Genomic DNA, 25,439 nt, shown 5'->3' with positions numbered 1-25,439 from the left:
GCTAGTTGTGCGCCTTGGGCACGTAGCGCGGCCCGTTGACGCCGTACCCCGCGCGCTTCATCACCCAGCCGACGATGAGACCGAGGATGACGATCGCGCCGCCGACGTAGACGACCGGGTACAGGTCGAGGAAGAGAGCTGCTGTGCCCACGGCGAAGCCCACCAGCATGATGACGACCGCGGTCCACGCGGCCGGCGAGTCTCCGTGGCCCGGTTCGGTGTGCTCGTTGCTCATGACAACAGATTCTAGAGGCACGCGCCGGGCCGCTCGCTGCATGCGGGGCGGGTGGATCGGCGTCAGGTCGGGTCCTCACCGCGCGTCAGTGCGTCCCAGTCGTCCTCCCGACCGCGGGCAGCCGGCTCGGCGGTCCGCGATTCGACGGGGGCGTCGTACTTGCGACCGGGCGTCGGCCAGCGGCGCGCCGTGACGATGACGAGCAGGCCGACGAGTGCTCCGGCGATGGCGGCGGCGAGGCTCACGACGGGCCACGGCGAGGACTCCAGCGAGACCACGATGCCGCGCACCGACTCGTCGCCCTGGATGCCGGTCGCGTCGGTGACGGCGGCGGCGACTCCTGCGATGGGGTCGGACAGGACGGGCAGGACCGCCGAGGCGGACACGAGGGCGAGCAGTGTCTGCAGGGCGCCGAGGATGTAGCGCAGGATCAGCGGGGCGATGCTGAGCGCTCCCGCGAGGGCGAGACCTGCCAGAGCCAGACCGCTGAGCGCGGGTGCCGCGCTCTGACCCGTCACCTCGAGCGGTGCCGTGCCGAGCTGCACGGTGAACCAGGTCAGGTTGCCGCAGATGAGCACGAGACCCGAGGTCACGATGATCCCGAGGATGCTCGCGTTCTTTGCCCGCCGTGCGGGCGGTGCGGCCGCGCGGAGGGAGGTCAGTTGACCCTCCTCAGAGCGTTCGCGACGGCGACGGCGCGCAGAGGAGCGGCCGCCTTGTTCTGCGACTCGATGTACTCCGTCGCCGGGTCGGAGTCGGCCACGAGACCCGCCCCCGCCTGGACCCGGGCGACCCCGTCCGACAGGAGCGCCGTGCGGATGGCGATGGCCAGATCGGCATCGCCCGCGAAGTCGAAATACCCGACGACTCCCCCGTAGACGCCGCGCTGCGCGGGTTCGAGCTCGTCGATGATCTCGAGCGCCCGCGGCTTGGGCGCTCCTGAGAGCGTGCCGGCCGGGAAAGTCGCCCGGAAGACGTCGACCGCGTTGCGGTCCGGGCGCAGGTCGCCCTCGACGGAGGAGACGATGTGCATGATGTGACTGAACCGCTCGATCCGCATGAACTCCGTGACCTCGACGGAATTCGACCGGCAGACCTTGAGCACGTCGTTGCGGGCGAGATCGACGAGCATCAGGTGCTCGGCCCGCTCCTTGGGGTCGGCGAGGAGGTCGTCCGCGTTCGCGCTGTCCTCCTCGGGCGTGGCGCCACGCGGGCGCGAACCGGCGATGGGGTGCGTGAACACCCGGCCGTCGGACACCTTGACGAGCGCCTCGGGCGACGAGCCGACGATCGAGTAGGGCGTGCCGTCGAGCCGTTCGAAGGCGAGCAGGTACATGTACGGGCTCGGATTGAGGGTGCGGAGCACCCGGTAGACATCGAGCGCCGACGCGGTGAGGTCGAGTTCGAAGCGCTGCGAGATGACGACCTGGAAGATATCGCCCTCGCGGATGTACTCCTTGGAGCGGTCCACGGCCGCGAAGAACTCGCCGCGCGGCGTGCGGAGGGCGGGATCGACCGGCACCGAGAGGTCGACCTCGGAGAGGTCCGCCTCGATCGGCTGGGCGAGGCGGCGCTGCAGCGAGTCGAGCCGGCGCTGGGCGTCGGCCCACAGTTCGTCGGGGGTCTCCTCGCCGTCGGACAGAGCGGTCGCGACGAGCAGCACGGTGCCCATGCGGTGGTCGACGGCGACGAGTTCGGAGACGAAGCTCATCGCCTGCCCCGGCACCTCGTAGTCGGCCTCCGGCGCACCGGGCAGACGCTCCAGCTGACGGACCGCCTCCCATCCGATGAAACCGACGAGGCCGCCGGTCAGCGGCGGGAGCCCCTCGATGCGGGGAGTCCTCCAGCGTTCGACGATGGCCCCGAGCGCGTCGATCGGGCCGACCAAGATATCGCCCAGCACACGCTCGGCGGGCATGCCGTAGTCCTGCCAGGCAACGGCACCGTCGCGCTGGGTGAGGACGCCGAACGAGGACACCCCGACGAACGACCAGCGCGACCAGATCCCGCCCTGCTCCGCGGACTCGAGGAGGAACGTGCCGGGCCGGGGCTCGCCGCTCGCGCGCAGAGCGAGTTTGCGGAAGATCCCGACCGGGGTCTCCTCCCCCGCGAACAGTTCGCGGACGACCGGGATCACCCGGTGGTCGCGGTGGAGCTCCTCGAACTGCTCACGCGTCGTGCTGGGCATCGGTTTCTCCGGGAGAGTCGGTATCGGCGGGGAGGGGATCCCCGGGGAGTGCGGTGAAAGGGTCGAGCGGCCCGACGTCGAAGCAGGCGTGGGCGCCCGTGTGGCAGGCGGGGCCGGTCTGGTGGACGGTCACGAGCAGCGCGTCGGAGTCGCAGTCGAAGGCCGCACCGCGGACGTGCTGGGCGTTGCCGGACGTGTCGCCCTTGCGCCAGTACTCCTGCCGGCTGCGCGACCAGAAGGTCACCCGGCCCTCCGAGAGGGTGCGCCGGAGGGCTTCACGGTCCATGTAGCCGAGCATGAGCACATCGCGCGTGCTCTCCTCCTGGATGATCGCGGGCAGCAGACCGTTCGCGTCGAATCGCGCGGCGTCGAGAGCCTCGCCGAGTTGCGCCGTCGTCATGGTCATGAGCGGATCACCACACCTTCCGCCGCCAATTCTCGCTTGACGTCGCCGATCGTGAGCGTGCCCTGATGGAACACGGACGCGGCGAGCACCGCATCGGCTCCCGCCGCGACGGCCGGGGCGAAGTCGCTGACCTTGCCCGCGCCGCCCGATGCGATCACCGGGGCGCTGCTGATCTCGCGCATCGCGGCGATGAGCTCGAGGTCGAATCCGGCCTTGGTGCCGTCGGCGTCGATGGAGTTGACGAGCAGCTCTCCCGCGCCGAGCTCGATCGCCTGCTGCGCCCATTCGATCGCGTCGATGTCGGTCAGCCTGCGTCCGCCGTGCGTGGTGACGACGAATCCGGACGGTGCCTCGGCGCTGCGTGTGACATCGAGCGAGAGGACGACGACCTGAGCGCCGAACCGGTCGGCGATCTCGGCGATGAGGGCGGGACGGGCGATCGCGGCGCTGTTGACGCCGATCTTGTCGGCGCCGTGCGCGAGAAGACGCGCGACGTCCTCGGTGGAGCGCACTCCCCCGCCGACGGTCAGCGGGATGAAGACCTGCTCGGCGGTGCGTCGGACGACGTCGTAGGTCGTGGCCCGCTCCTCGGTCGTCGCGGTGACGTCGAGGAACGTCAGCTCATCCGCGCCCTGCTCGAAGTAGCGGCGCGACAGCTCGACCGGGTCGCCGGCGTCCTGCAGGTTCTGGAAGTTGACGCCTTTCACGACGCGACCGGCTGCGACATCGAGGCACGGGATCACCCGCACGGCGAGCGACACGGTCAGATCCTCGCGGCGTGGATGGGGCTGACGAGGATCGCCCGCGCCCCGATCTCGTACAGACGGTCCATCAGCTCGTTGGTGTCGTCCCGGGGAACCATGACGCGGACCGCCACCCAGTCGTCGCCGCGCAGCGGTGACACGGTCGGCGACTCGAAGCCGGGCGTGATCGCGGTCGCGACGTCGATGAGCGCGGTGGGGAGGTCGTAGTCCATCAGCACGTACTGGTGGGCGACCATCACCCCCTGGAGGCGGCGCAGCAGGGTGTCGAGTCCGGCCACGGCGGCATCGTTCGAGACGAGCACGGCGTTGGACTCGAGGATGACGGGCCCGAAGATCTCGAGGCCCTGCTTGCGCAGGGTCGATCCGGTCTCGACGACGTCGGCGACGGCGTCCGCGACGCCCAGGCGGACAGCCGACTCGACAGCCCCGTCGAGGTGGATCAGGTTCGCCTCGATGCCCTGGGCCTCGAGGTAGTCGCCGACGAGGCTGGTGTAGCTGGTGGCGACCCGCTTGCCCGTCAGGTCGCCGAGCGTCGTGAACCCGCCGATGGGCCCGGCGAAGCGGAAGGTCGACGCTCCGAAGTCGAGCGCCTCGACCTCCTTCGCGGTGGAGTGCGAATCGAGGAGGAGGTCCCGGCCGGTGATGCCGACATCGAGCGCTCCCGACCCGACGTAGGTGGCGATGTCGCGGGGGCGCAGGTAGAAGAACTCCACCTGGTTGCGCGGGTCGGCGACGATGAGCTCCTTGGGGTCGCGGCGAACCGCGTAGCCCGCCTCGCGGAGCATCGCGACGGCGTTCTCACTGAGCGTGCCCTTGTTGGGCACTGCGATCTTCAACATGGTCTTCTCTGCAGGATGGTCGACGGGAAGGAGTGGACGGTCCGGCCTCGCAGCCGGGGCGTCAGAGATGTCGGTACACGTCGGCCGGTGTGAGTCCCCGGGCGAGCAGCATGACCTGCACGTGGTACAGCAGCTGGGATGCCTCTTCGGCGAACCGGTCGTCGGATTCGTGTTCCGCCGCCATCCACACCTCAGCGGCCTCCTCGACGATCTTCTTGCCGATGGCGTGCACGCCCGCGTCGAGCTCTGCGACGGTGCCGGAGCCCTCGGGGCGTGTGGCCGCCTTGTCGGCGAGCTCCGCGAACAGTTCGTCGAAGGTCTTCACGCCTCACAGGCTACCGGTTCGTCGGACACGCACCCCGTCCCGCGGCGCGCGCGGGCGAGGTCAGGCCCGTCCGACGGCCTTCTCGGCGAGGCGACGCAGCTCGTGGATGGTCGCGTCGGGGTCGGGACTGCGGAACACGCTCGACCCGGCGACGAACGTGTCGGCGCCGTTTCGCGCCGCTTCGCCGATCGTGGCCGGCCCGACCCCGCCGTCGACCTGCACCCGGGTGGGGTGGCCGCCGGTCTTCGCCGCATCGGCGACGAGGCGCACCTTGGGCATCATGTCGTGCATGAACTCCTGACCGCCGAAGCCCGGTTCGACCGTCATCACGAGGATCATGTCGAACTCGTCGAGACGGTCCAGCCACGGCTCCACCGGAGTACCCGGCTTGAGGGCGAGGCCGACCTTCGCGCCCTTCGCGCGGATCGCCCGGGCGAGCGTCACCGGCTCGCGAGCCGCCTCGACGTGGAACGTCACCGAGTCGGCACCGGCCGTCGCATAGTCGGGCGCCCATCGGTCGGGGTCGTCGATCATCAGATGCAGATCGAGCGGGACCGGACTCACCTCGGCGAGACGCTCGACCACGGGCAGCCCGAAGGTGAGGTTCGGGACGAAGTGGTTGTCCATCACGTCGACGTGCGCGGAATCGGCCCGCGAGATCCGCCTCAGCTCGCTCTCGAAGTTCGCGAAGTCGGCGGCGAGGATACTCGGATGGATGCGGATCGACACGCTCCTATTCTGTCGCGGCTCCGGCCCGAACTGGATCCGAAGCGTCCCGCCGTCCGTCTTGCGGAAATTCCGGTCAGATACGCACGTCCCGGCGTGCACATCTGTCCGGAACGTGCGGACTCAGGCCTGCCGGTTCGGTGTTCACGGGTTCGGATGCCCGGTGGCCTGGCAGGACTAGCCCACCGAACTCGTGCGTTCCGGACATATAGAGACGCCGGAAGGTGCGTACAAGCCCGGAATATCCGCAGGCGCGGGTGGTGTCTGGGTCAGGCGTTCTTCGACAGCAGCGCGATGAACATGCCGTCGGTGCCGTGGCGGTGGGGCCACAGCTGAACGGCATCGCCGACCTTCGCCCGGCTCAGGCTCCCCGCCGTCACCTCGTCGAGCACCGCCGGGGTGTCGACCGCTCGGAGGCCCGGGTGACGGGCGAGCGCGTCGGCCACCACCTCGCGCGTCTCGGCCAGATGGGGAGAGCAGGTGACGTAGGCGATGAGGCCGCCGACCGCTGTCGCGGCGATCGCGGCGTCCAGGAGCTCGCGCTGAAGAGGCACCAGGGCCTCCACATCACTCGGCTGCTTGCGCCAGCGCGACTCGGGGCGGCGCCGGAGCGCGCCGAGTCCGGTGCACGGGGCGTCGAGCAGGACCCGGTCGTAGGCGCCGGGCTGATCGGAGAAGCGACGACCGTCGCCCTCCACGACCACGGGATCGCCGGGGAGCACCTCGAGCGCGTTCCGGACGAGCTGGGCTCGAGCGGGCACCACTTCGTTCGCGGTGACGTGCGCGCCGCCGATCGCGGCCTCCGCCGCGAGGAGCGCGGCCTTGCCGCCAGGACCCGCGCACATGTCGAGCCATTTCTCGCCGGAGACGACGGGGCGCGCCCGCGACAGCGCGAGGGCGGCGAGCTGGGAGCCCTCGTCCTGGACGCGCGCGCGACCGGCCGCGACGGCACTGACGTCGAGCGGGTCTCCCCCGCTGAGAACGACTCCGAGCGGGGAGAACTCGGTATGCGGCAGCGGCGCGAGGTCCCCGTCGCGATCGGCGAGACCGGGCAGAGCGACCAGCCCGACCTTGGGAGGGGCGTTGTCGGCCTCGAGCAGATAGGTCAGCTCGGATCCCTGCCCGTCGGCGTCGAGGACATCGCGCAGGGCGCTGACCACCCAGCTCGGATGCGAATGCAGCACGGCGAGTCTGCTGTCGTCGTCCGCGGAGTCGCCGAGTACACGGTGCTGCCACTCCTCCCGGTCGACTCGGGCGATCGAACGGAGGACGCCGTTGACGAACCCGGTGCCGGAGCGTTTCCCCGAGCTCTTGGCCTGCTGGACGGCCTCGTTGACGGCGGCGTGGGGCGGGACGCGCATCGACAGGAGCTGGTGGGTGCCGAGGCGCAGGATGTCGCGGAGGGGCGCGTCGATCCGGTCGATGGACCGGCCGGCGGCGAGCTCGATGACCCTGTCGTAGTAGCCGGAGCGCCGGAGCGTGCCGTAGGTCAGCTCGGTGGCGAGGGCGGCGTCCGGGGTGCTCAGGCCCGCCCGTCGCAGTCTCGCCGGCAGCAGGAGGTTGGCGTAGGCGTCGTCGGTGTTGACGGCTCGGATGACGTCGAGCGCGATGTCCCGCGCGGTCTTGGCATGCACGGCTGCGGGCGCGCTCATGAGGGCGAATCCACTCGCACGGGCCCGCGATCGCCGCGTCCCCTCCACCAGTCGAGCGCCGGCATCGGGCGCTTGCCCGCCGGGTGCACGCTGGTGAGCTCGATGGGGTCCGTCGCCGTGCCGAGCAGCAGGCGACCGCCGTGCGACTCGATGACGTACGGCTCGATGCGTGGAGCATCGAGGGCGATGGCGGCATCGAGGAGTTTGAGGCGGAGACCGTCGATCGTCACGAAGGCGCCCGGCTCGGGCGTGGTCCCCCGGATGCGTCCGGACACCTCGGCTGCGCTCCGCCCGGCGTCGATGGCCGCATCCACGATGCCGAGCTTCGGGGCGAGCGTCACCTCGCCGACCTGCGCGACGGCGGTGGCGGAGCCGTCCGCGAGGGCGTCGACGACGGACAGCAGCAGTTCGGAGCCGCTGTGCGAGAGCGTCTCGAGGAGCTTGCCCGATGTGGCGTGCGGTGCGATCGGCTGCTCGATCGTGCCGAAGACCGGTCCGGTGTCGAGGCCCGCCTCGAGCTGGAAGACGCTCGCTCCGGTGACCGTGTCGCCGGCGATGACCGCGTGCTGCACCGGGGCCGCGCCGCGCCAACGCGGGAGGAGCGAGAAGTGCAGGTTGATCCAGCCGAGCCGCGGAGTATCGAGCAGCGGCTGTCGCAGCAGGGCGCCGTAGGCGACGACGACTCCCAGGTCGGGCGCGAGCCGCGCGATGGCGTCGGTCAGCTCGTCGTCCGCTCGAGCGGCTTTGAGAACGGGGAGCCCGAGCTCCTCCGCCCGCAGACCGACCGGTGACGGGGTGAGGACGCGCTTGCGGCCGAGAGGGGCATCGGGACGGGTGACGACCGCGACGATGTCGTGCCCGCTCGACGCGATGGCGTCGAGGCTCGGCACCGCGACCGCGGGCGTGCCGGCGAACACGATCTTCATCGTCGGCCTCCATACGGGCTCTGCGGGTCAGAGTGCATCGACGTCATCCATCCGGACTCTGAGTGTAGGCGGCGGCCGGAAACCCCGCTCGTCCTTGGCCGGACGGCGTCGCCCGGTGGCCGTGGTGACGATCGCGGTGCGGAGAGCCCCGGCGACCGCCGCGCCGTGTCCGTAGTCGAAGCGCAGCACGGTGCGGACGGACCCCGATCCGGGACCGTCGACGGGTTCGGTGCTCAGCACCTGGGCACCGGCGGCCTCTGCCGCACTGACCGCGTCGGATACGAGGCGGGAAGTTCCGGTGACCGAGGCGATCCGGACGGCGGGCGGGAAGCGCAGATGCTTGCGCTCCGCCACCTCGCGAGCCATGAAGTCGTTCTGCCGCCAGGTGGCCATTGCGAGACCCAGGTCACCGTCGATCCCGACGAGGTGGACCGCCGCACCGGGTGCCGCGAGACTCGCGGCCGCCGACCACCAGCGCAGACAGTCCTCGGCCACGCGGGCGCTCTCCCGGGAGAGCATGCGCGGCCCGTCCAGCAGAAGGACGGCACGGTAGCCGCCGGCCGCGATCGGTTCTGCACCCCGAGTGGCGATGACGAGTGCCGGTTCCGACCCGATCCGCTCGACCGGGTGCTCACCGTCGGCGAGGATCACCCGCACCCGGGGGAAGGCCCGGGCGAGATCGTGCGCCGTCTGTCCGGCGTCCGCCGCCATCGGCTCGCCCCTGCCGCGCGCTTCGAGCGCGGCGCTGCCGGGGCGGGCGACCTGGATGAGCACCGGCCCGGCCGCGAGGGCCTCGCTGGCGGCGCGCCAGGCGGCGTGCGGGATCCGGGGCGACGTCGGGTCCTCGGGGGTGAGCACGACCCGGGGCGTGCGCTTGCGAACCGGCTCGGCCATCGTCAGCCAGCCGAGCCCGACGAGTCGCTCGACGGCGCTGGACGGGGAATGGGCGGCGAAGACGAGCGCGCAGCCCGACTGCTCCTGGCGGATGAGCGCCGCGTCGCGGGCATGGACGTAGGGGGCCAGCTGCTCGGCGAAGAGCCCGTCCCCGTCGTTCCAGAACGCGATGAGCCCGAGCCTGTGCGCCGGGGCGTAGACGACCGACCGCGCACCGATGACGATCCGCGGAGCAGGCTCGAGCGTTTCGAGGAACGACCTGTACCGGGCGGGCGCCGTCTGCCGCGCATCGACCCGAACGACCCAGTGCGGCTCGACGAGGGAGGCGAGGGCGAGCGTCAGCTGGTCCTGGTCGCGGTAGTCGGCGACGGCGAGGATCGCGCTGCGACCCTGTGCCAGCTGAGCGACGGCGAGCCGGGCGAGAGTGACCGCCCACTCGCCGATCCACGTGCCGTCGACCTCGACGACTCCCGGGGGTGCGGCGAGAGCGTGCCGCCCCGCACCCAGGGCGTCGTCGGAGAACCCGGTGACGTCGGGCGCGGCGGGCAGCGGCTGTTCGGGGAGGATCTCGCGCTCGAGCCACGCCTTCTCGACCCTGACATGACGTCGGGGCACCGCGAGTCGGAGGATGTCGCTCGCGTTGCCGGCCGCCCGGTCGGCTGCCGCGCGCGCGAGGGCGAAGACCTCGGGAGTCAGGACGGGGATCGGCGAGACGAGCTCCTCGATCGGGGTGAGCTCGCCCGGCACCTCACTGGTCGCCGAGGTCGTCACCACGAGCGCATCGGCGATGCGGCGCGCCACCCGCAGCGGAACCTTCACCCGCACACCGGGAACCACCTGGCCGACGAGCGCATCGGGGATGCGGTAGTCGAACAGGTGGTCGAGCTGCGGCAGCGGCGAGTCGATCAGGACGCTCGCCACACGGTGCTCGCCGGGCGGCGCGGAGGGTCCGTCGGTGGGCATCGTGGTCACGGATCAGGCGGCGCCGAGACCCGCCGCCCGACGGAGAGCGCCGACGCGGTCGAGCCTCTCCCAGGTGAAGTCGGGAAGGTCGCGACCGAAGTGGCCGTACGCAGCGGTCTGCGCGTAGATCGGGCGCTTGAGGTCGAGGTCGCGGATGATGGCGGCGGGGCGGAGGTCGAACACCTCGTCGATCGCGGCGATGATCTCGTCGTCGGAGAGGGCCCCGGTGCCGAACGTCTCGACGTAGAGCCCGACGGGTGCCGCGCGGCCGATCGCGTAGGCGACCTGCAGCTCCAAGCGCTCGGCGAATCCGGCGGCGACCGCGTTCTTGGCGACCCAGCGCATGGCGTAGGCGGCGGAGCGGTCGACCTTCGAGGGGTCCTTGCCGCTGAACGCTCCCCCGCCGTGCCGCGACGCGCCACCGTAGGTGTCGACGATGATCTTGCGACCGGTGAGCCCCGCGTCGCCCTTGGGTCCGCCGATCTCGAATCGGCCCGTCGGGTTGATGAGCAGCTTGACGGCGTCGCTGTCGAGCGAACTCGCCTCGAGCACGGGACGGATGACGGCCTCGGCGACCTCTGCCTGCAGCCGGGCGGTCTCGATGTGCGGCGCGTGCTGGGTGGACAGCACGACCGTCTCGACGGAGCGCGGCGTGAGGCCCTCGTAGCCGACCGTGACCTGCGTCTTGCCGTCGGGGCGCAGGTAGTCGAGGATGCCCTCCTTGCGGACGAAGGCGAGGCGTTCGGCCAGACGGTGCGCCAGCCAGATGGGCACGGGCATGAGCTCGGGAGTCTCGGTCGTCGCGAAACCGAACATGATGCCCTGGTCGCCCGCACCGAGGGTGCTGAGCGCATCGACCGAGGTGCCGTCGGCATCGGCCTCGCGTGCCTCGAGCGCCCGGTCGACGCCGCCGGCGATGTCGGGCGACTGCGCACCGATCGAGACGGAGACCCCGCAGCTCTCGGCATCGAAGCTCTTCTCGGACGAGTCGTAGCCGATCTCGCGGATGCGCGAGCGCACGATGCCGGGGATGTCCGCGTACCCCTCCGTGGTGACTTCGCCCGCGACGTGGACGAGCCCGGTTGTCACGAGGGTCTCCACGGCGACCCGGCTCTCGGGATCCTGCTCGAGGAGGGCGTCGAGGATCGAGTCGGAGATCTGGTCGCAGATCTTGTCGGGGTGACCTTCGGTCACGGACTCGGATGTGAAGAGGCGCAGCGCAGCCAATAGGAGCTCCAAGGAATGCGCGGGATTTGTCGGCCCGATCGGATGGCGCCCACATGATCCGTGCGGCGCTGGGCCGTCGACATCGTGGTGTCAGCGTCCTCCGTGACCGGAGTGCCGACTGCGACTCCTCGCCTGGTCAGACGAGCAGGTCGAGTATCCGATGGGCCACCGACACCTTGTCGCCCGCGGCCTCACCAACTATAGAGCCGGTGCGGTCGAGCACGACGATCGTGTTGCTCTCGGTGGCGAAGCCGAGCTGCCAGCCCACGCGATTGACGACCAGCAGATCGGCGCCCTTGCGGGCCGCCTTCTCGCGTCCGATCTGGAGGAAGCGCTCGTCGTCGGCCTCGGTCTCGGCCGCGAAGCCGACGACCACCTGGCCGTCGGGACGGTGGGGGGTCAGCGTGCCGGACGTGAGCGAGCGGAGGATGTCGGGATTGGCGACCAGGTGCACGGTCAGCTCGTCGCCCAGTGCCTCTTTTTTCAGCTTGCCGTCGGCCACCTCGACAGGCCGGTAGTCGGCGACGGCGGCCGCCATGATCACGATGTCGGCGTGAGCGGCGTGCTCGGCGACGGCATCCGACAGCTCGGCCGCCGTTCCCACTTCGACGAGCGCGACGCCGCGGGGCGGCGGGACCTCGAGATGCGCGACCAGCAGGGTCACGTGGGCGCCGCGGTCGCGGGCGGCTTCGGCGAGGGCGATGCCCTGGCGGCCGCTCGAGCGGTTGCCGATGAAACGGACGGGATCGAGGGGCTCACGGGTGCCGCCCGCGGTGATGACGATTCGACGACCGGCGAGGTCGTTCGGGCGCACGACGGCGAGGGCTGCGTCGACGATGTCGAGAGGCTCGCTCATGCGCCCGGGGCCCACATCGGTCCCCGTCAGCTGTCCGCTCTCGGGGCCCACGATGTGCACGCCGCGCGAGCGCAGCGTGGCGATGTTGTCGACGGTCGCCGCGTTCTGCCACATCTCGGTGTGCATGGCGGGGGCGACGACGACGGGCGCGCGACTGGCGAGGACGGTGTTGCCGAGCAGATCGTCGGCCAGACCGTTCGCCGTCTTGGCGAGGAAGTCGGCGGTCGCCGGGGCCACGACGATCAGGTCGGCGCGCTGTCCGAGGGCGACGTGGCGAACCTCGGAGACCCCTTCGTAGAGGTCGGTGTTGAGCTGGTTCCTGCTGATCGCCTCGAGAGTCGGCGAGCCGACGAATCGAAGCGCGGCCTCCGTGGCCACGACATGGACGTCGTGGCCTCGGAGGACCAGTTCACGGACCACGGACACCGCCTTGTAGGCGGCGATACCACCGGTGATGCCGACGACGATGTTCAGACGTCTCGCCTCGGTCCCGGCATGCCCCGTCACGGAAGCGGCTCTGCGGTTCAGAGAGCCTGGGCGATGAGCTTGTCCTCGTTGATCTCGTGCAGGGCGATCGTCAGAGGCTTCTGATCGATCGGTGCGTCGACGAGGGGTCCGACGTTGTCGAAGAGGCTTCCTTCGTGCAGGTCGGCGTAGTAGTCGTTGATCTGGCGGGCGCGCTTCGAGGCGAACAGGACGAGCGCGTACTTCGAGTCGACCTTCGACAGGAGGTCGTCGATGGGCGGGTCGATGATTCCTTCGGACTTCATGCTGGACATGTTCGGCCTTTCGTCAGCGTCTGTGGGTCTCGGCACCAGGGGTGCCCGAGCTGCGAGGTTCGACGCGAGTGCGACGCCTGATGCAGCGGGAAACGCGCGGTTACGCGCGGGAGACCGCCATCAATTGTACGACCTCCTGGGCCGCTGTCTCCACGTCGGAGTTCACGACTTTGTAATCGAACTCGTCCTGGGCCGCCAATTCGACCTTCGCGGTGCTCAATCGACGCTCCCTCTCCTCCTCGTCCTCGGTGCCGCGGCCGACGAGTCGGCGCACCAGTTCTTCCCAGCTGGGCGGCAGGAGGAACACGAGTCGGGCCGCGGGGAACGCCGCCCTCACCTGGCGGGCGCCCTGCAGATCGATCTCGAGCAGGACGCTGCGGCCCCGTGCGAGCGCGGCCTCGATGGGCCCGCGCGGAGTGCCGTACCGGTGGGAGTTGTGCACGGTCGCCCACTCGAGGAACTCGCCGTCGGCGATCATCCGGTCGAACTGCTCGTCGCTGACGAAGAAGTAGGTGGTGCCGTCGATCTCGCCGGGACGCGGTGACCGCGTGGTCGCGCTGACCGAGAGAAGCACGTCGGGGTGGTGGGCGCGGATGTGTCCGGCGACGGTCCCCTTGCCGACCGCGGTGGGTCCCGCGAGCACGACGAGGGATCCGGGGGCGATGGGGCCGGCGCCAGCTCCGGCGCCGTTGCGCTGTCGGCGCTGCAGGAACTCCCTCAGCCGGACTCGCTGGTGCGTTCCGAGACCGCCGACGCGCTTGCTCGGCGAGATCGCGAGCTCCTCCATGACGCGCGCGGTGCGGGTCGGACCGAGCCACGGGATGCTGCCGATCAGCTCGCTGACACGCAGTGACGCCTCGGCGGGGTGCTCCTCGTCGGCCGAGTCGAGCACGTCGACCGCGGGGCGCTCCCCCGACGCGATCTGCCGCTTGACCTCGGCTCGTGCACGGCGGGCGGCGACTGCGGCACGCGATCCCGCGATCCGGTCTACCTCGGGGGGTTTCACGCGACGGCCTCCAAGACCTGACGTTTCTGGGCGCGGATGGCCTCGACGATTCCGTCGGGCCCCGCGGCGAGGATGCTGCGCGACGCGGACATGAGGGTGCCCGGTGTCGCAGCGGCGAAGAGTCGGCGCACCTCGTCGAAGCGTGCGCCCTGGTGTCCGAATCCCGGAGCGAGCACCGGGGTGGCGGGAGAAGCGGCGAGGACGTCGAGGTCGACGCCGAGGGCATCGAAGTCGACCGTCGCCCCCAGCACGACTCCGACGGAGCCGAGCGGAGAGGTCGGGTAGTCCGCCGCGTTGCGGGCCGCTGCGAGACCGGCGATCGCGCCGGCGACGGTGCGGCCGTCGCGGACCGAGGTCTGCAGCTCCGCCGCCTCGGGGTTCGAGGTGGCCGACAGCACGAACACACCCTTCCCGTTCGCCTTCGCCGTGTCGAGGGTGCCCTCGAGCGAGCCGAAGCCCAAGTACGGGCTGACGGTCATCGCGTCGGATTCGAGGGCGGACCCCTGCTCGATCCAGGCCGAGGCGTAGGCGGCCATCGTGCTGCCGAGGTCGCCCCGCTTCGCGTCGGCGATCACGAGGATGCCCGCCGCACGAGCGGTGCCGATGACGCTCTCGAGCGCGGCGAAGCCCGCCGAGCCGAATCTCTCGTAGAACGCGACCTGCGGCTTGATCACGGCGATCTCGCCCGCGCACGCCTCGACAACGCGCAGGCCGAATTGCTCGGCTCCCGCCGAGGAGTCGCTCAGACCCCAGTCCTCCAGCAGGTGGGCGTGCGGGTCGATGCCGACGCACAGCGGCCCGAACGACCCGATCGCCGCGGCGAGCCGGTCCCCGAACGGTGCGGGAGAGCTCATACCGCCGCCCTTCCGTCGTCTGCCGTCGCCGTGCTCACCGCCTCCAGAGCGATCGCACGCTGATCAGCGTATTCCTGAAGACTCGTCACTTCGAATTCACTTTGGTCCACCTCGAGCGAACCGACCGCCGCGGACAGCTCGGCGATGGTGGTGAAGAGCGGTTTGTCCGCGGCGACGGCGGACGCCCGGATCTCGTACCCGTCGGCGCGAGCGGACCGCCCGCTCGGTGTGTTGATCACGATGTCGACCTCGCCCGCGTCGATGAGATCGACGATGTCGCGCTCGTCGCCCCGATTCCCGCGGCTGCTGAACTTCTGCACGATGTCGGCGCGGATGCCGTTGCGGCGCAGCACCTCGGCTGTTCCCTCCGTCGCGCAGATCGAGTAGCCGAGCTGCTGCAGCCGGAGCACCGGGAGGATGATCGCGCGCTTGTCGCGGTCGGCGACCGAGACGAACACCGTGCCGCTGCGCGGCAGTCCCCCGTAGGCGGCTTCCTGGCTCTTCGCGAACGCACGGGGGAAGTCGCGGTCGATGCCCATGACCTCGCCGGTGGAGCGCATCTCGGGCCCGAGGACCGAGTCGACGACACGTCCGTCGGCGGTGCGGAACCGCTTGAACGGCAGCACCGCCTCCTTGACGGCGACGGGTGCATCCATGGGCACGCTCGAGCCGTCCTGCTCGGGAAGCAGTCCCGAGGCGACGAGCTCGTCGATGGTCTTGCCGACCATGATCAGCGACGCGCCCTTCGCGAGGGCGATGCCGAGCGCCTTCGACACGAAGGGCACGGTGCGCGAGGCACGCGGGTTGGCCTCGAGCACGTAGAGCACGCCGGCCCCGATCGCGAACTGCACGTTGAGAAGTCCTCGGACGCCGACGCCGCGTGCGATCGCGAGGGTCGCCTCGCGCACCCGCTGGATCTGGTCGCGGCCGAGGGTGACGGGCGGCAGCGTGCAGCTCGAGTCGCCGGAGTGGATGCCGGCCTCCTCGATGTGCTCCATGATGCCGCCGACGTAGAGCCGCTCGCCGTCGAAGAGGGCGTCGACGTCGATCTCGATCGCGTCGTCGAGGAACCGGTCGACGAGCAGCGGATGGGTCGGGCCCACGATCCCCTGGCCCTCGATCCTCGAGAAGTAGTCGACGAGGGTCTCGGAGTCGTAGACGATCTCCATGCCGCGCCCGCCGAGCACGTAGCTCGGACGCACGAGCACCGGGTACCCGATGCCGACCGCGATGTCCACCGCGCCCGCCAGGTCGACCGCGGTGCCGTTCTTCGGCGCGAGCAGACCCGCGTCCTCGAGGATCCCCGAGAACAGTCCGCGCTCCTCGGCGAGATCGATCGCGTCGGGCGAGGTGCCGAGGATGGGAACGCCGGCCGCCTCGAGTCCCTTCGCGAGACCGAGCGCGGTCTGGCCGCCGAGCTGGACCACCACCCCGACGAGCTCACCGGAGGCGCTCTCCGCGTCGATGACCTCAAGCACGTCCTCGAGGGTGAGCGGCTCGAAGTAGAGCCGGTCGGAGGTGTCGTAGTCGGTCGACACCGTCTCGGGATTGCAGTTGATCATGATGGTCTCGTAGCCGGCCGCCGACAGGGCGAACGCGGCGTGCACGCACGAGTAGTCGAACTCGACGCCCTGGCCGATGCGGTTCGGTCCGGAGCCGAGGATGACGACCTTCCGGCCATCACTCGGCGCGACCTCGGTCTCCTCGTCGTAGGACGAGTAGTGGTACGGCGTCAGAGCGGGGAACTCGCCTGCGCAGGTGTCGACCGTCTTGAAGACGGGCCGAACGTTCTGCGCGTGGCGCTGAGCCCGCACCTCGCTCTCCTCGAGTCCGCGCAGCTCGCCGAGCTGGGCGTCCGAGAAGCCGTGCTCCTTGGCGTAGCGGAGAAGGTCGGCGTCGAGGGTCTCGGCCTGCTCGACCTCCGCCGCGACCTCGTTGATGAGGGCGATCTGGTCCAGGAACCAGGGGTCGATGCCCGTGACCTCGTGCAGCTGCTCGACCGTCGCGCCGGCGAGCAGGGCCTGCTGCACGGTGACGATCCGGCCGTCGGTCGGGATCTCGGCCTTCACGACGAGGTCGTCGATGCTCGACGTGCGGGCGGGTGCGTCGGCAGCCCAGGTGAACGAGGAGCCGCGCTTCTCGAGCGAGCGGAGCGCCTTCTGCAGGGCGGTCGCGTAGTTGCGGCCGATCGCCATGGCCTCGCCGACCGACTTCATGGTCGTGGTGAGACGCGCATCGGCGGCCGGGAACTTCTCGAACGCGAAACGCGGCACCTTGACGACCACGTAGTCGAGCGTCGGCTCGAAGCTCGCGGGCGTGACCTTGGTGATGTCGTTGGGGATCTCGTCGAGGCGGTAGCCGATGGCCAGCTTGGCGGCGATCTTGGCGATCGGGAAGCCCGTCGCCTTGCTCGCGAGTGCCGAGGAGCGCGAGACGCGCGGGTTCATCTCGATGACGATGACACGGCCGTTGGTCGGGTCGACGGCGAACTGGATGTTGCAGCCACCGGTGTCGACGCCGACCGCGCGGATGATGTCGATGCTGATGTCGCGCAGCCGCTGGTACTCGCGGTCGGTCAGGGTCAGCGCGGGGGCGACCGTGATCGAGTCACCGGTGTGCACACCGACGGGGTCGACGTTCTCGATCGAGCAGACGACGACCGTGTTGTCGGCCGTGTCGCGCATCATCTCGAGCTCGTACTCCTTCCAGCCGAGGATGCTCTCCTCGAGCAGCACCTCGGTGGTCGGGCTCTGGTGCAGGCCGTCGCCGACCATGCGTACGAGCTCGTCGGGGTTGTAGGCGAAGCCCGACCCCAGACCGCCCATGGTGTATGACGGTCGCACGACAAGGGGGTATCCGAGGTCCTCGGCGAAGCCGACCGCCTCGTCGACGGTGTGCACGATGTAGGAGCGCGCGACGTCGGCGCCCGCGTCGAGCACGAGCTGCTTGAACAGCTGGCGATCCTCGCCCTTGCGGATCGCCTCGACCTTGGCACCGATCAGCTCGACGCCGTACTTCTCGAGCGTGCCGGACTCGCTCAGGCCGATCGCGGCGTTGAGCGCCGTCTGGCCGCCGAGGGTCGGCAGGATCGCGTCGGGCCGCTCCTTGGCGATGATCGCCTCGAGCGAGGCGGGACTGATCGGCTCGATGTAGGTCGCGTCGGCGAAGTCCGGATCCGTCATGATCGTCGCCGGGTTGGGGTTCACGAGGATGACGCGGATGCCCTCCTCACGGAGGACGCGGCACGCCTGGGTGCCGGAGTAGTCGAACTCGGCGGCCTGCCCGATGACGATCGGCCCCGAGCCGATGACGAGCACGCTCGAGATGTCGGTGCGCTTGGGCATCAGGCCTGCTCCCCTTCGTTCTGCGTATCGACGGCTCGGACGCCGTCGGGAGTCGTGCCGGCCAGCTCGGAGCCGGAGCGCGGCGAACGCGCCTCGCGGTCGACGCCGGGCACGGCCTCGTCGTCGATCGCGCTCTCCGTGTCACCCTTCGCGCTGTCGAGGATCATCGCGACGAAGCGGTCGAAGAGGTAGGCGGAGTCGTGCGGACCGGCTGCGGCCTCGGGGTGGTACTGCACCGAGAAGGCGGGGATGTCGAGGCAGGCGAGTCCCTCGACGACGCGGTCGTTGAGACCGATGTGGCTGACCTCGGCGCGGCCGAAGCCGGCAGGCGTGTCGACGACGCCCTCGAGCGGCGCATCGACCGCGAAGCCGTGGTTGTGGGCGGTGATCTCGACGCGTCCGGTGCGCTTGTCGAGCACCGGCTGGTTGATTCCGCGGTGACCGAAGGGCAGCTTGTAGGTGCCGAAACCGAGCGCGCGGCCGAGCAGCTGGTTGCCGAAGCAGATGCCGAAGAACGGGGTGCCGCGGCGGAGGACCTGACGCAGGAGCTCGACGTGGTCGCCCGACGCCTCGGGGTCGCCCGGGCCGTTGGAGTAGAACACGGCGCTCGGTTCGAGCGCGTACAGCTCGTCGACGGTGATCGACTGCGGGACGACGTGGACGTCGAAGCCCCGATCGGCGAGGGCGCGCAGCGTCGCCGTCTTGATGCCGAGGTCGAGGACGGCGACGGATCCGAGCCGCTCCCCCTCGGCGGGGACCGTGTAGGTGGCGCCGGTCGAGACCTGGGCGGAGAGGCTCAGTCCGCTCATCTCGGGCGCCTCGCGCACGATGGCGAGCTGCTCGGTCTCGTCCAGGGACGCATCGGAGCCGGAGAAGATGCCGGCGCGCATCGCACCGCTGTCGCGCAGGTGACGCGTGACCGCGCGGGTGTCGATGCCGCTGATGCCCACGACCCCCTGGGCGTCGAGGTCGTCGTCGAGGCTGCCCGTCGCGCGGAAGTTGGAGACGACGCGGGAGGGGTCGCGCACGACGTAGCCGGCGACCCAGATCCGCGACGACTCGGGGTCCTCGCCGTTGACGCCGGTGTTGCCGATGTGGGGCGCGGTCTGCAGCACGATCTGGCCCGCGTAGGACGGATCGGTGAGGGTCTCCTGGTAGCCGGTCATGCCGGTCGCGAAGACGGCCTCTCCGACCGTGCGGCCCGTCGCGCCGTACGCGCGTCCGCGGAAGCGGCGGCCGTCCTCGAGCACGAGGACGGCGGGTTCACGAGATGCCACTGGGGTCGTTCCTTTCGGGGATGTCGGTATCCGACGTTACAGAAGCGGGGGTGAGAGACCGGGCGGCGGCGATGATCGCCTGCTTCGCACTGCCGGTCAGGGGGCGCAGGTAGCTGTCGACGAGGGTGTCGCCGAGACGCCAGGTGATGACGGCGAGCCCGTCGCGCTCGACGACGCGGTCGATCGCGAAGGTACCGGTGCCGGCGGATTCGATGCGCTCCGCCGCGAGGAACACCGGGTCGGTTCCGCGAATCGCGAGCACGATCCCCTCGGGGTGGACCGCCACGGTGGCCTTGCCGCGGATGCCGAGCCCGCGGGCGACCACGCGCTCGAGCGGCTTCTCGGCGAGGGTGGTCGCCACGTAGGCGACCTCCGCGGTGAGGGAAGCCGGCCCCAGATCGACGGGCACCGCCGGAGGCGCCGGCAGGGCGCCCTGCCGACGTCCGCGCGCGCGCCAGCCGAGGTACATGCCGAGCCAGGCCAGCACGATGAGGACCGCGACGACGATCAGCGGGACGGTGAGATCAGCCACGCACGGCTCCGCTCTCGAGCTCGACGAGCCGCCCGTCGAGCACCGTCGCATACCCGTGGTGGAACGTCGCGATGACCCGACCCGGCAGCGAACGGCCGAGATAGGGCGAGTTGCGGCTCTTGCCCGCGAGGTCGCTCGTGCCGAACTCGTGCCGGGCGGCCGGGTCGTAGAGGGTGATCTCGGGGGCCGAGCCCTCGGCGATGGGCTCGCCGTGGCCGCGGACGTCGCCGATGCGGGCCGGCGTGACGGACAGCACGCGCTCGACACCGGCCCAGTCGAGCAGCCCTGTTTCGACCATGGTCTCGTGGACGACGGAGAGCGCCGACTCGAGACCGACCATGCCGTTCGCCGCGGCGCTCCACTCGCAGTGCTTCGAGTCGGCGCTGTGGGGGGCGTGGTCGGTGGCGACGATGTCGATCGTGCCGTCGGCGAGTCCGGCGCGCACGGCGGCCACGTCGGAGTCGGTCCGCAGCGGCGGGTTGACCTTGTACCGGGCGTCGTAGCCTTCCGCGAGCCGATCGGTGAGCAGAAGGTGGTGCGGGGTGACCTCCGCGGTGACGCGGATGCCCCGGCTCTTCGCCCAGCGCAGCACCTCGACGCTGCCCGCCGTCGAGATGTGGCAGACGTGCAGACGGGCGCCGGTGTGCTGCGCGAGCAGCACATCGCGAGCGATGATCGCCTCCTCGGCGACCGCCGGCCACCCGGCGAGACCGAGTTCCGCACTCACGGCGCCCTCGTTGAGCTGGGCGCCCTCGGTCAGGCGCGGATCCTGCGCATGCTGCGCGAGCACCCCGTCGAAGGTCTTGATGTACTCGAGCGCTCGCCGCATGAGCAGCGGGTCGCTGACGCACATGCCGTCGTCGCTGAAGACGCGCACGCGGGCCCTCGAGCGCGCCATCGCGCCGATATCGGCGAGGTGCTCGCCCGCGAGACCCTTGCTGACCGCGCCGATGGGTCGGACGGTCGCGTAGCCTGCGGCGTCGCCGAGGGCGAGGACCTGCTCGACGACGCTCGCCGTGTCGGCGACCGGACTGGTGTTCGCCATGGCGTTGACGGCCGTGAAGCCGCCGACCGCCGCCGCCTGCGATCCCGTGCGGACGGTCTCGGCTCCCTCTCCCCCGGGTTCGCGGAGATGGGTGTGCAGATCGACGAGTCCGGGGAGCGCGATCAGACCGACCGCATCGACGCGGGTCGCGCCGCGTGGGTCGAGCCGGGAGCCGAGCTCCGCGACGATGCCGCCGTCGATCCGGATGTCGAGCGTGCGTCCGTCGCTGAGCGTCGCGCCCGCGAGGACGAAGTGCTGAGGCGCGTTGCGCTGCGGGTCGGTCATGCTCCTGCTCCCGTCGCGGTCAGGTAGAGGGCGGCCATGCGCGTCGAGACGCCCGCGGTGACCTGTTCGAGCACGGTCGAGCGGGGTGAGTCGGCGGCGACGGAGGCGATCTCGAAGCCGCGGTTCATCGGCCCCGGATGCATCACCACGCAGGTCTCGGGCAGTGCGGCGAAGCGCGTGGCCGACAGGCCCCACAGGGTGGAGTACTCGCGTGCGCTCGGGAAGAAGGCGTCGCTCATCCGCTCCCGCTGGACGCGGAGCATCATGATGGCGTCGGGTCGGACCTCGGCGATGGCGGCGTCGAGGTCGTAGGAGACGGTGGCCGGCCAGTCGCCGATGCCGAACGGCATGAGCGTCGGCGGACCCACGAGCGTGACCTCGGCGCCGAGAGTCGTGAGCAGCCACAGGTTCGAGCGGGCCACCCGGGAATGGAGGATGTCGCCCACGACGAGCACGCGCACGCCGTCGAGCCCGCGGCCGCGACTCCCATCGCCGTGGATGCGGCGGCGCAGCGTGAAGGCGTCGAGCAGCGCCTGGGTGGGGTGCTCGTGCGTGCCGTCACCGGCGTTGAGAACGCTCGCGGCGATCCAGCCCGACTCCGCCAGCACCGCGGGCGCGCCCGATGCGGGGTGGCGGAGCACGATCACGTCGGCTCCGATGGCTTCGAGCGTCTGCGCGGTGTCCTGCAGGGACTCGCCCTTCGAGACGCTCGAACCCTTCGCGGCGAAGCTGATGACGTCGGCGGAGAGGCGTTTGGCCGCCGCCTCGAACGAGATGCGGGTGCGCGTCGAGTCCTCGAAGAACAGGTTCACGACGGTCTTGCCGCGCAGTGTCGGCAGCTTCTTGACCTCGCGCAGCTGCGTGGCGGCCATGTCCTCGGTGACGTCGAGGACGTGCACGGCCTCGTCACGGCTCAGGTCCTTGGTCGAGAGGAGGTGTCTCATCCTTCGATCGTCACCTCCTCGACGCCGTCGTTGCCGTCGAGGCGCACGTTGACGCGTTCGCTCGACGATGACGGCAGGTTCTTGCCCACGAAGTCGGGGCGGATCGGCAGTTCGCGGTGGCCGCGGTCGACGAGGACCGCGAGGCGCACGGCGGCAGGGCGGCCGACGTCGGCGATCGCGTCGAGCGCGGCGCGGATGGTGCGGCCCGAGTAGAGCACGTCGTCGACCAGCACGACGGTCGCACCGTCGATGCCTCCGGACGGGATGAGCGTCGGTGCGGGACCGCGGGTGGGCTGCCGGTCGAGGTCGTCGCGGTACAGGGTGACATCCAGCGAGCCGACGGGGATGTCCGCGTCGGAGAACTCGCCGATCAGCGCAGCGAGACGGTTCGCCAGCTCGACGCCGCGCGTCGGGATGCCGAGGAGGACGAGATTCTCGGGGCCTCTGGCCGACTCGAGGATCTCATGCGCGATACGGGTGAGCGCCCGTGTGACGTCAGCTCGGTGCAGCACTACTCGTGCGTCCAAGTCGACCCCCTTCCCCGCCTCTCAGGACGGCTTTAAAGGATGTCTGGATCGCGTGCCAGCCTACACTTGCCAGCGGGTCGGGTTCGCCGTCGCGGCCGACCCCGTCCCCACCGTGAGCTCCTCCAGCGGGCTCGGAAAGCACAGGAGTCATGTCCGACCTCACCTCCGATCAGCTCGCCCGCTACATCGACCACACGCTCCTGAAGCCCGAGGCGACGCACGCCGACGTCGAGGCACTCATCGCCGAGGCGGTGCGACTCGGCACCTACTCGGTCTGCGTCTCGCCGAACATGCTGCCCCTGTCAATCCCCGAGGGCAGCGGACTCAAGGTCGCCGCCGTGTGCGGATTCCCGAGCGGCAAGCACCTGTCCGAAGTCAAGGCGCGCGAGGCCGCACTGGCTGTCGCGGCGGGAGCCGACGAGATCGACATGGTCATCGACGTCGGCGCGGTGCGGGACGGACGCATCGCCGACGTGCAGGCCGACATCCAGGCGGTGCGCGACGCCGTGCCTGCCCCGACCGTGCTCAAGGTCATCATCGAGGCGGCGGCGCTGGATGACGCCGAGATCGTCGCGGCCTGCGTGGCCGCCGTCGCCGCGTCCGCGGACTTCGTCAAGACCTCGACGGGCTTCCACCCGGCCGGTGGCGCGAGTGAGCGGGCCGTCAGGCTCATGGCGGAGACCGTCGAGGGCGAGCTGGGAGTGAAGGCATCGGGAGGGATCCGCACGCGGGAGGACGCGATCCGGATGATCGAGGCCGGCGCGACCCGTCTCGGCGTCTCCGCATCGGCGGCCGTCCTCGGCGAGGCGACCGCAGCCCCCGCCACCTACTGACCCCGAGAGCCGCATGCACGGGTCCCGTCGTCCCGTCTCGGATGACGGCGTCCGGGTCGTGCGCCATCGTCCGTTCACCTCGCGGTCATGCCGCGGCCACGACCCGTCTCTACGTTCGAAAGACCCCCGTTCTTTCGACCCCTGGGAGCTTCCGTGCGTCCGCACCGCCTCGCCCTGTCCGCCGGAGCCGCGTCCGTCGCGTGCGCCCTGACCCTCGGGCTGCCGCTCGCAGCGTCCGCCGCCGTCGTCGCGGCACCCACCAGCTACTCGGCGCCTGACGCGCCGCTGTCCCTCTCCGCCGTCGGGTCCTTCGAATCGGGCGTGTTCGGCGAGAGCGCGGCCGAGATCGTCGAGTACTACGCCGCAGCGAAGCGCCTGTTCGTCGTCAACGCTCTCGAGGGCGCAGCGCAGGTGCTCGATCTGACGAATCCCGCCTCGCCGACTCCGGTCGCTCTCATCACCGTGGACGGCATCGTCGACGTCGACGGCACGACCATCCCCGTCGGCGCTTCCGTCAATTCCGTCTCGGTCCGCGCCGACGGCCTCGTCGCGGTGGCCGTCCAGTCCGATGTGAAGACCGACGACGGCTGGGTCGTCTTCCTCGACGGCGACACCCTCGGCCCCCTCGGCGCCGTGCGAGTCGGCGCTCTGCCCGACATGGTGACCTTCACACCCGACGGGGGCCACGTCCTCGTCGCCGGTGAGGGCGAGCCCGCCGACGATTACAGCTCCGACCCGTTCGGGACGATCGGCGTCATCGCGACCCCGGCCGGCAAGGTGCTCCCCGCGGCCTCCGACGTGACGGTCGCCGACTTCACCGCCTTCGAGGGAGCACTCCCCGCCGGGGTCCGCACCTTCGGCCCCGACGTCGAAGCCGACTTCTACGACGCCCGCAACCTCGAGCCCGAGTACATCGCGGTGTCGGCCGACTCCGCCACCGCGTGGGCGACCCTGCAGGAGGCGAACGCGATCGCGACCATCGACGTCGCGTCGGGCACCATCACCGGCATCGCGCCCCTGGGCACGAAGGACTGGTCGGATCCGTCCGTGGGCGGTCTCGACCCGTCGAACGAGGACGCCGGAATCGAGATCGCCTCCTGGCCGGTCCTCGGCATGTACCAGCCCGACTCGATCGGCGCGTACTCCGCGAACGGCGTCACCTACCTCGTCACCGCGAACGAGGGCGATGCCCGCGAGTGGGGCAGCTACGCCGAGGACGAGCGAGTGAAGGATGTCGACCTCTGCGCGACGTTCCCGAGCTGGACCGCGGCCGACGGCTCCATGCTCTCCCCCGCCGACCTGCAGGAGGACGAGAACCTCGGCCGCCTGAACATCTCGACCGCGAGCGGCTACAACACGGCGGACAGCTGCTTCGACACCCTGTACTCCCACGGCGCGCGCTCGTTCAGCATCTGGTCGTCCGACGGCACTCTGGTCTTCGACTCGGGCAGCGATTTCGAGGAGATCACCGCCGCCGCGCTGCCGGACGACTTCAACTCGACGAACGACGAGAACGGCACCTTCGACAATCGCAGCGACGACAAGGGCCCGGAGCCCGAAGGACTGGCTCTCGGTGAGATCGACGGCCGCTCCTACGCGTTCATCGGCTTCGAGCGGATCGGCGGGGTGGCCGCCTACGACATCACCGACCCCGCCGCACCGGTGTTCGTGACCTACGTCAACAACCGCGACTTCGCCGCCGACGCCGAGACCTCCGCCGCGGGCGACCTCGGTCCCGAGGGCCTCGCGTTCATCCCGGCCGCCGAGTCGCCGACGGGCCAGCCGCTTCTCGCGGTCGGCAACGAGGTGTCCGGCACGACGACGGTGTTCGGCATCACCGCCTCGACGACGGTGCTCCCGTCCGGCGGCGCCGCGGCACCCGCCGCGACCCTCCCGGACACCGGGTACGACGGGCTCCCCTACCTCGGAGCAGCGGCCGGCGTTGTGATCGCGGGCCTCGCCCTGATCCTGCTGCGCCGACGCATCGGCCTCGGCCGCAGCTGATCCGAGCG

General features: G+C 70.6%; 24 protein-coding genes. 2 read left to right on the top strand and 22 right to left on the bottom strand.

Annotated elements, in window-relative coordinates; all coding sequences use genetic code 11:
• Position 1 precedes the first annotated feature (1 nt).
• The 22 genes from DDQ50_RS11685 to pyrR all read right to left on the bottom strand — a co-directional run bounded on the left by DDQ50_RS11685 (position 2) and on the right by pyrR (position 22,594).
• Positions 2-235 (bottom strand): DUF6704 family protein, encoded by a 234-nt coding sequence (locus tag DDQ50_RS11685; RefSeq protein ID WP_116756890.1) that lies wholly within the window; start codon positions 233-235, stop codon positions 2-4.
• 62 nt (positions 236-297) lie between these two features.
• Positions 298-828, bottom strand: coding sequence for a Trp biosynthesis-associated membrane protein (locus tag DDQ50_RS11680; RefSeq protein ID WP_165829793.1), 531 nt, complete (start codon positions 826-828; stop codon positions 298-300).
• Between the two features lie 65 nt (positions 829-893).
• Complete coding sequence (locus DDQ50_RS11675; RefSeq protein WP_116756889.1) at positions 894-2,423, bottom strand: anthranilate synthase component I; 1,530 nt, start codon at positions 2,421-2,423, stop codon at positions 894-896.
• Positions 2,404-2,829, bottom strand: coding sequence for a phosphoribosyl-AMP cyclohydrolase (hisI, locus tag DDQ50_RS11670; protein WP_116756888.1), 426 nt, complete (start codon positions 2,827-2,829; stop codon positions 2,404-2,406). Before hisI ends, DDQ50_RS11675 begins: the two co-directional genes overlap by 20 nt.
• Complete coding sequence (gene hisF, locus DDQ50_RS11665) at positions 2,826-3,590, bottom strand: imidazole glycerol phosphate synthase subunit HisF (RefSeq protein ID WP_116756887.1); 765 nt, start codon at positions 3,588-3,590, stop codon at positions 2,826-2,828. Before hisF ends, hisI begins: the two co-directional genes overlap by 4 nt.
• 2 nt (positions 3,591-3,592) lie before the next feature.
• The gene (gene hisG, locus DDQ50_RS11660; protein ID WP_116756886.1) at positions 3,593-4,432 is read right to left on the bottom strand and encodes an ATP phosphoribosyltransferase; all 840 of its coding nucleotides are present in this window, start codon (positions 4,430-4,432) and stop codon (positions 3,593-3,595) included.
• Between the two features lie 61 nt (positions 4,433-4,493).
• A complete protein-coding gene (locus DDQ50_RS11655) occupies positions 4,494-4,757 on the bottom strand; it encodes a phosphoribosyl-ATP diphosphatase (RefSeq protein ID WP_116756885.1) in 264 nt (87 codons plus the stop codon).
• A gap of 60 nt (positions 4,758-4,817) precedes the next feature.
• Positions 4,818-5,486 (bottom strand): ribulose-phosphate 3-epimerase, encoded by a 669-nt coding sequence (gene rpe, locus DDQ50_RS11650; RefSeq protein ID WP_116756884.1) that lies wholly within the window; start codon positions 5,484-5,486, stop codon positions 4,818-4,820.
• A 266-nt stretch (positions 5,487-5,752) separates the two neighbouring features.
• Positions 5,753-7,135: an RsmB/NOP family class I SAM-dependent RNA methyltransferase gene (locus DDQ50_RS11645; protein ID WP_116756883.1), complete on the bottom strand. Its 1,383-nt coding sequence runs from the start codon at positions 7,133-7,135 to the stop codon at positions 5,753-5,755.
• Complete coding sequence (gene fmt, locus DDQ50_RS11640; RefSeq protein ID WP_116756882.1) at positions 7,132-8,061, bottom strand: methionyl-tRNA formyltransferase; 930 nt, start codon at positions 8,059-8,061, stop codon at positions 7,132-7,134. The genes DDQ50_RS11645 and fmt overlap by 4 nt, the downstream gene beginning before the upstream one ends.
• A 27-nt stretch (positions 8,062-8,088) precedes the next feature.
• Positions 8,089-9,918: a primosomal protein N' family DNA-binding protein gene (locus DDQ50_RS11635; protein ID WP_116757418.1), complete on the bottom strand. Its 1,830-nt coding sequence runs from the start codon at positions 9,916-9,918 to the stop codon at positions 8,089-8,091.
• Positions 9,919-9,930: 12 nt separating this feature from the next.
• Complete coding sequence (metK, locus tag DDQ50_RS11630) at positions 9,931-11,145, bottom strand: methionine adenosyltransferase (RefSeq protein ID WP_116756881.1); 1,215 nt, start codon at positions 11,143-11,145, stop codon at positions 9,931-9,933.
• A 136-nt stretch (positions 11,146-11,281) separates the two neighbouring features.
• Positions 11,282-12,508, bottom strand: a complete 1,227-nt coding sequence (gene coaBC, locus DDQ50_RS11625) for a bifunctional phosphopantothenoylcysteine decarboxylase/phosphopantothenate--cysteine ligase CoaBC (RefSeq protein ID WP_377940125.1) — start codon at positions 12,506-12,508, stop codon at positions 11,282-11,284.
• 17 nt (positions 12,509-12,525) lie between these two features.
• Positions 12,526-12,771, bottom strand: coding sequence for a DNA-directed RNA polymerase subunit omega (gene rpoZ / locus DDQ50_RS11620; RefSeq protein WP_116757416.1), 246 nt, complete (start codon positions 12,769-12,771; stop codon positions 12,526-12,528).
• Between the two features lie 109 nt (positions 12,772-12,880).
• A complete protein-coding gene (gene gmk, locus DDQ50_RS11615) occupies positions 12,881-13,786 on the bottom strand; it encodes a guanylate kinase (protein ID WP_116756880.1) in 906 nt (301 codons plus the stop codon).
• On the bottom strand, positions 13,783-14,640 hold the full coding sequence (gene pyrF, locus DDQ50_RS11610; RefSeq protein WP_116756879.1) for an orotidine-5'-phosphate decarboxylase: 858 nt from the start codon (positions 14,638-14,640) through the stop codon (positions 13,783-13,785). Before pyrF ends, gmk begins: the two co-directional genes overlap by 4 nt.
• Positions 14,637-17,984: a carbamoyl-phosphate synthase large subunit gene (gene carB, locus DDQ50_RS11605; RefSeq protein ID WP_116756878.1), complete on the bottom strand. Its 3,348-nt coding sequence runs from the start codon at positions 17,982-17,984 to the stop codon at positions 14,637-14,639. Before carB ends, pyrF begins: the two co-directional genes overlap by 4 nt.
• Positions 17,984-19,261 (bottom strand): glutamine-hydrolyzing carbamoyl-phosphate synthase small subunit, encoded by a 1,278-nt coding sequence (gene carA, locus DDQ50_RS11600; RefSeq protein ID WP_116756877.1) that lies wholly within the window; start codon positions 19,259-19,261, stop codon positions 17,984-17,986. Before carA ends, carB begins: the two co-directional genes overlap by 1 nt.
• Positions 19,248-19,793: a PH-like domain-containing protein gene (locus DDQ50_RS11595; protein ID WP_116756876.1), complete on the bottom strand. Its 546-nt coding sequence runs from the start codon at positions 19,791-19,793 to the stop codon at positions 19,248-19,250. The genes carA and DDQ50_RS11595 overlap by 14 nt, the downstream gene beginning before the upstream one ends.
• A complete protein-coding gene (locus DDQ50_RS11590; protein WP_116756875.1) occupies positions 19,786-21,123 on the bottom strand; it encodes a dihydroorotase in 1,338 nt (445 codons plus the stop codon). Before DDQ50_RS11590 ends, DDQ50_RS11595 begins: the two co-directional genes overlap by 8 nt.
• On the bottom strand, positions 21,120-22,067 hold the full coding sequence (locus DDQ50_RS11585) for an aspartate carbamoyltransferase catalytic subunit (RefSeq protein WP_116756874.1): 948 nt from the start codon (positions 22,065-22,067) through the stop codon (positions 21,120-21,122). The genes DDQ50_RS11590 and DDQ50_RS11585 overlap by 4 nt, the downstream gene beginning before the upstream one ends.
• A complete protein-coding gene (gene pyrR, locus DDQ50_RS11580) occupies positions 22,064-22,594 on the bottom strand; it encodes a bifunctional pyr operon transcriptional regulator/uracil phosphoribosyltransferase PyrR (protein WP_116756873.1) in 531 nt (176 codons plus the stop codon). The genes DDQ50_RS11585 and pyrR overlap by 4 nt, the downstream gene beginning before the upstream one ends.
• A 149-nt stretch (positions 22,595-22,743) precedes the next feature.
• On the opposite strand from pyrR, the gene deoC reads away from it, so the two are divergent.
• On the top strand, positions 22,744-23,427 hold the full coding sequence (gene deoC, locus DDQ50_RS11575) for a deoxyribose-phosphate aldolase (RefSeq protein ID WP_116756872.1): 684 nt from the start codon (positions 22,744-22,746) through the stop codon (positions 23,425-23,427).
• 153 nt (positions 23,428-23,580) lie between these two features.
• A complete protein-coding gene (locus tag DDQ50_RS11570) occupies positions 23,581-25,431 on the top strand; it encodes a choice-of-anchor I family protein (RefSeq protein ID WP_116756871.1) in 1,851 nt (616 codons plus the stop codon).
• Positions 25,432-25,439 lie beyond the last annotated feature (8 nt).

Origin of the sequence: Amnibacterium flavum (genome assembly GCF_003097495.1) — a bacterium.
Lineage (GTDB): Bacteria > Actinomycetota > Actinomycetes > Actinomycetales > Microbacteriaceae > Naasia > Naasia flava.
The sequence above is the reverse complement of the archived record's forward strand: the minus strand, read 5'-3'. Positions and strand labels throughout refer to the sequence as shown.

What these genes read in the sequence shown, in the direction of transcription:
- pyrF (WP_116756879.1), bottom strand. Translation starts at nt 14,640, where the DNA reads ATGAGCTCTCCCGCACCGTTCGGGGACCGGCTCGCCGCGGCGATCGGG.
- DDQ50_RS11685 (WP_116756890.1), bottom strand. Translation starts at nt 235, where the DNA reads ATGAGCAACGAGCACACCGAACCGGGCCACGGAGACTCGCCGGCCGCG.
- rpoZ (WP_116757416.1), bottom strand. Translation starts at nt 12,771, where the DNA reads ATGAAGTCCGAAGGAATCATCGACCCGCCCATCGACGACCTCCTGTCG.
- DDQ50_RS11645 (WP_116756883.1), bottom strand. Translation starts at nt 7,135, where the DNA reads ATGAGCGCGCCCGCAGCCGTGCATGCCAAGACCGCGCGGGACATCGCG.
- fmt (WP_116756882.1), bottom strand. Translation starts at nt 8,061, where the DNA reads ATGAAGATCGTGTTCGCCGGCACGCCCGCGGTCGCGGTGCCGAGCCTC.
- DDQ50_RS11590 (WP_116756875.1), bottom strand. Translation starts at nt 21,123, where the DNA reads ATGACCGACCCGCAGCGCAACGCGCCTCAGCACTTCGTCCTCGCGGGC.
- DDQ50_RS11585 (WP_116756874.1), bottom strand. Translation starts at nt 22,067, where the DNA reads ATGAGACACCTCCTCTCGACCAAGGACCTGAGCCGTGACGAGGCCGTG.
- hisG (WP_116756886.1), bottom strand. Translation starts at nt 4,432, where the DNA reads ATGTTGAAGATCGCAGTGCCCAACAAGGGCACGCTCAGTGAGAACGCC.
- DDQ50_RS11675 (WP_116756889.1), bottom strand. Translation starts at nt 2,423, where the DNA reads ATGCCCAGCACGACGCGTGAGCAGTTCGAGGAGCTCCACCGCGACCAC.
- deoC (WP_116756872.1), top strand. Translation starts at nt 22,744, where the DNA reads ATGTCCGACCTCACCTCCGATCAGCTCGCCCGCTACATCGACCACACG.
- hisI (WP_116756888.1), bottom strand. Translation starts at nt 2,829, where the DNA reads ATGACCATGACGACGGCGCAACTCGGCGAGGCTCTCGACGCCGCGCGA.
- DDQ50_RS11635 (WP_116757418.1), bottom strand. Translation starts at nt 9,918, where the DNA reads ATGCCCACCGACGGACCCTCCGCGCCGCCCGGCGAGCACCGTGTGGCG.
- carB (WP_116756878.1), bottom strand. Translation starts at nt 17,984, where the DNA reads ATGCCCAAGCGCACCGACATCTCGAGCGTGCTCGTCATCGGCTCGGGG.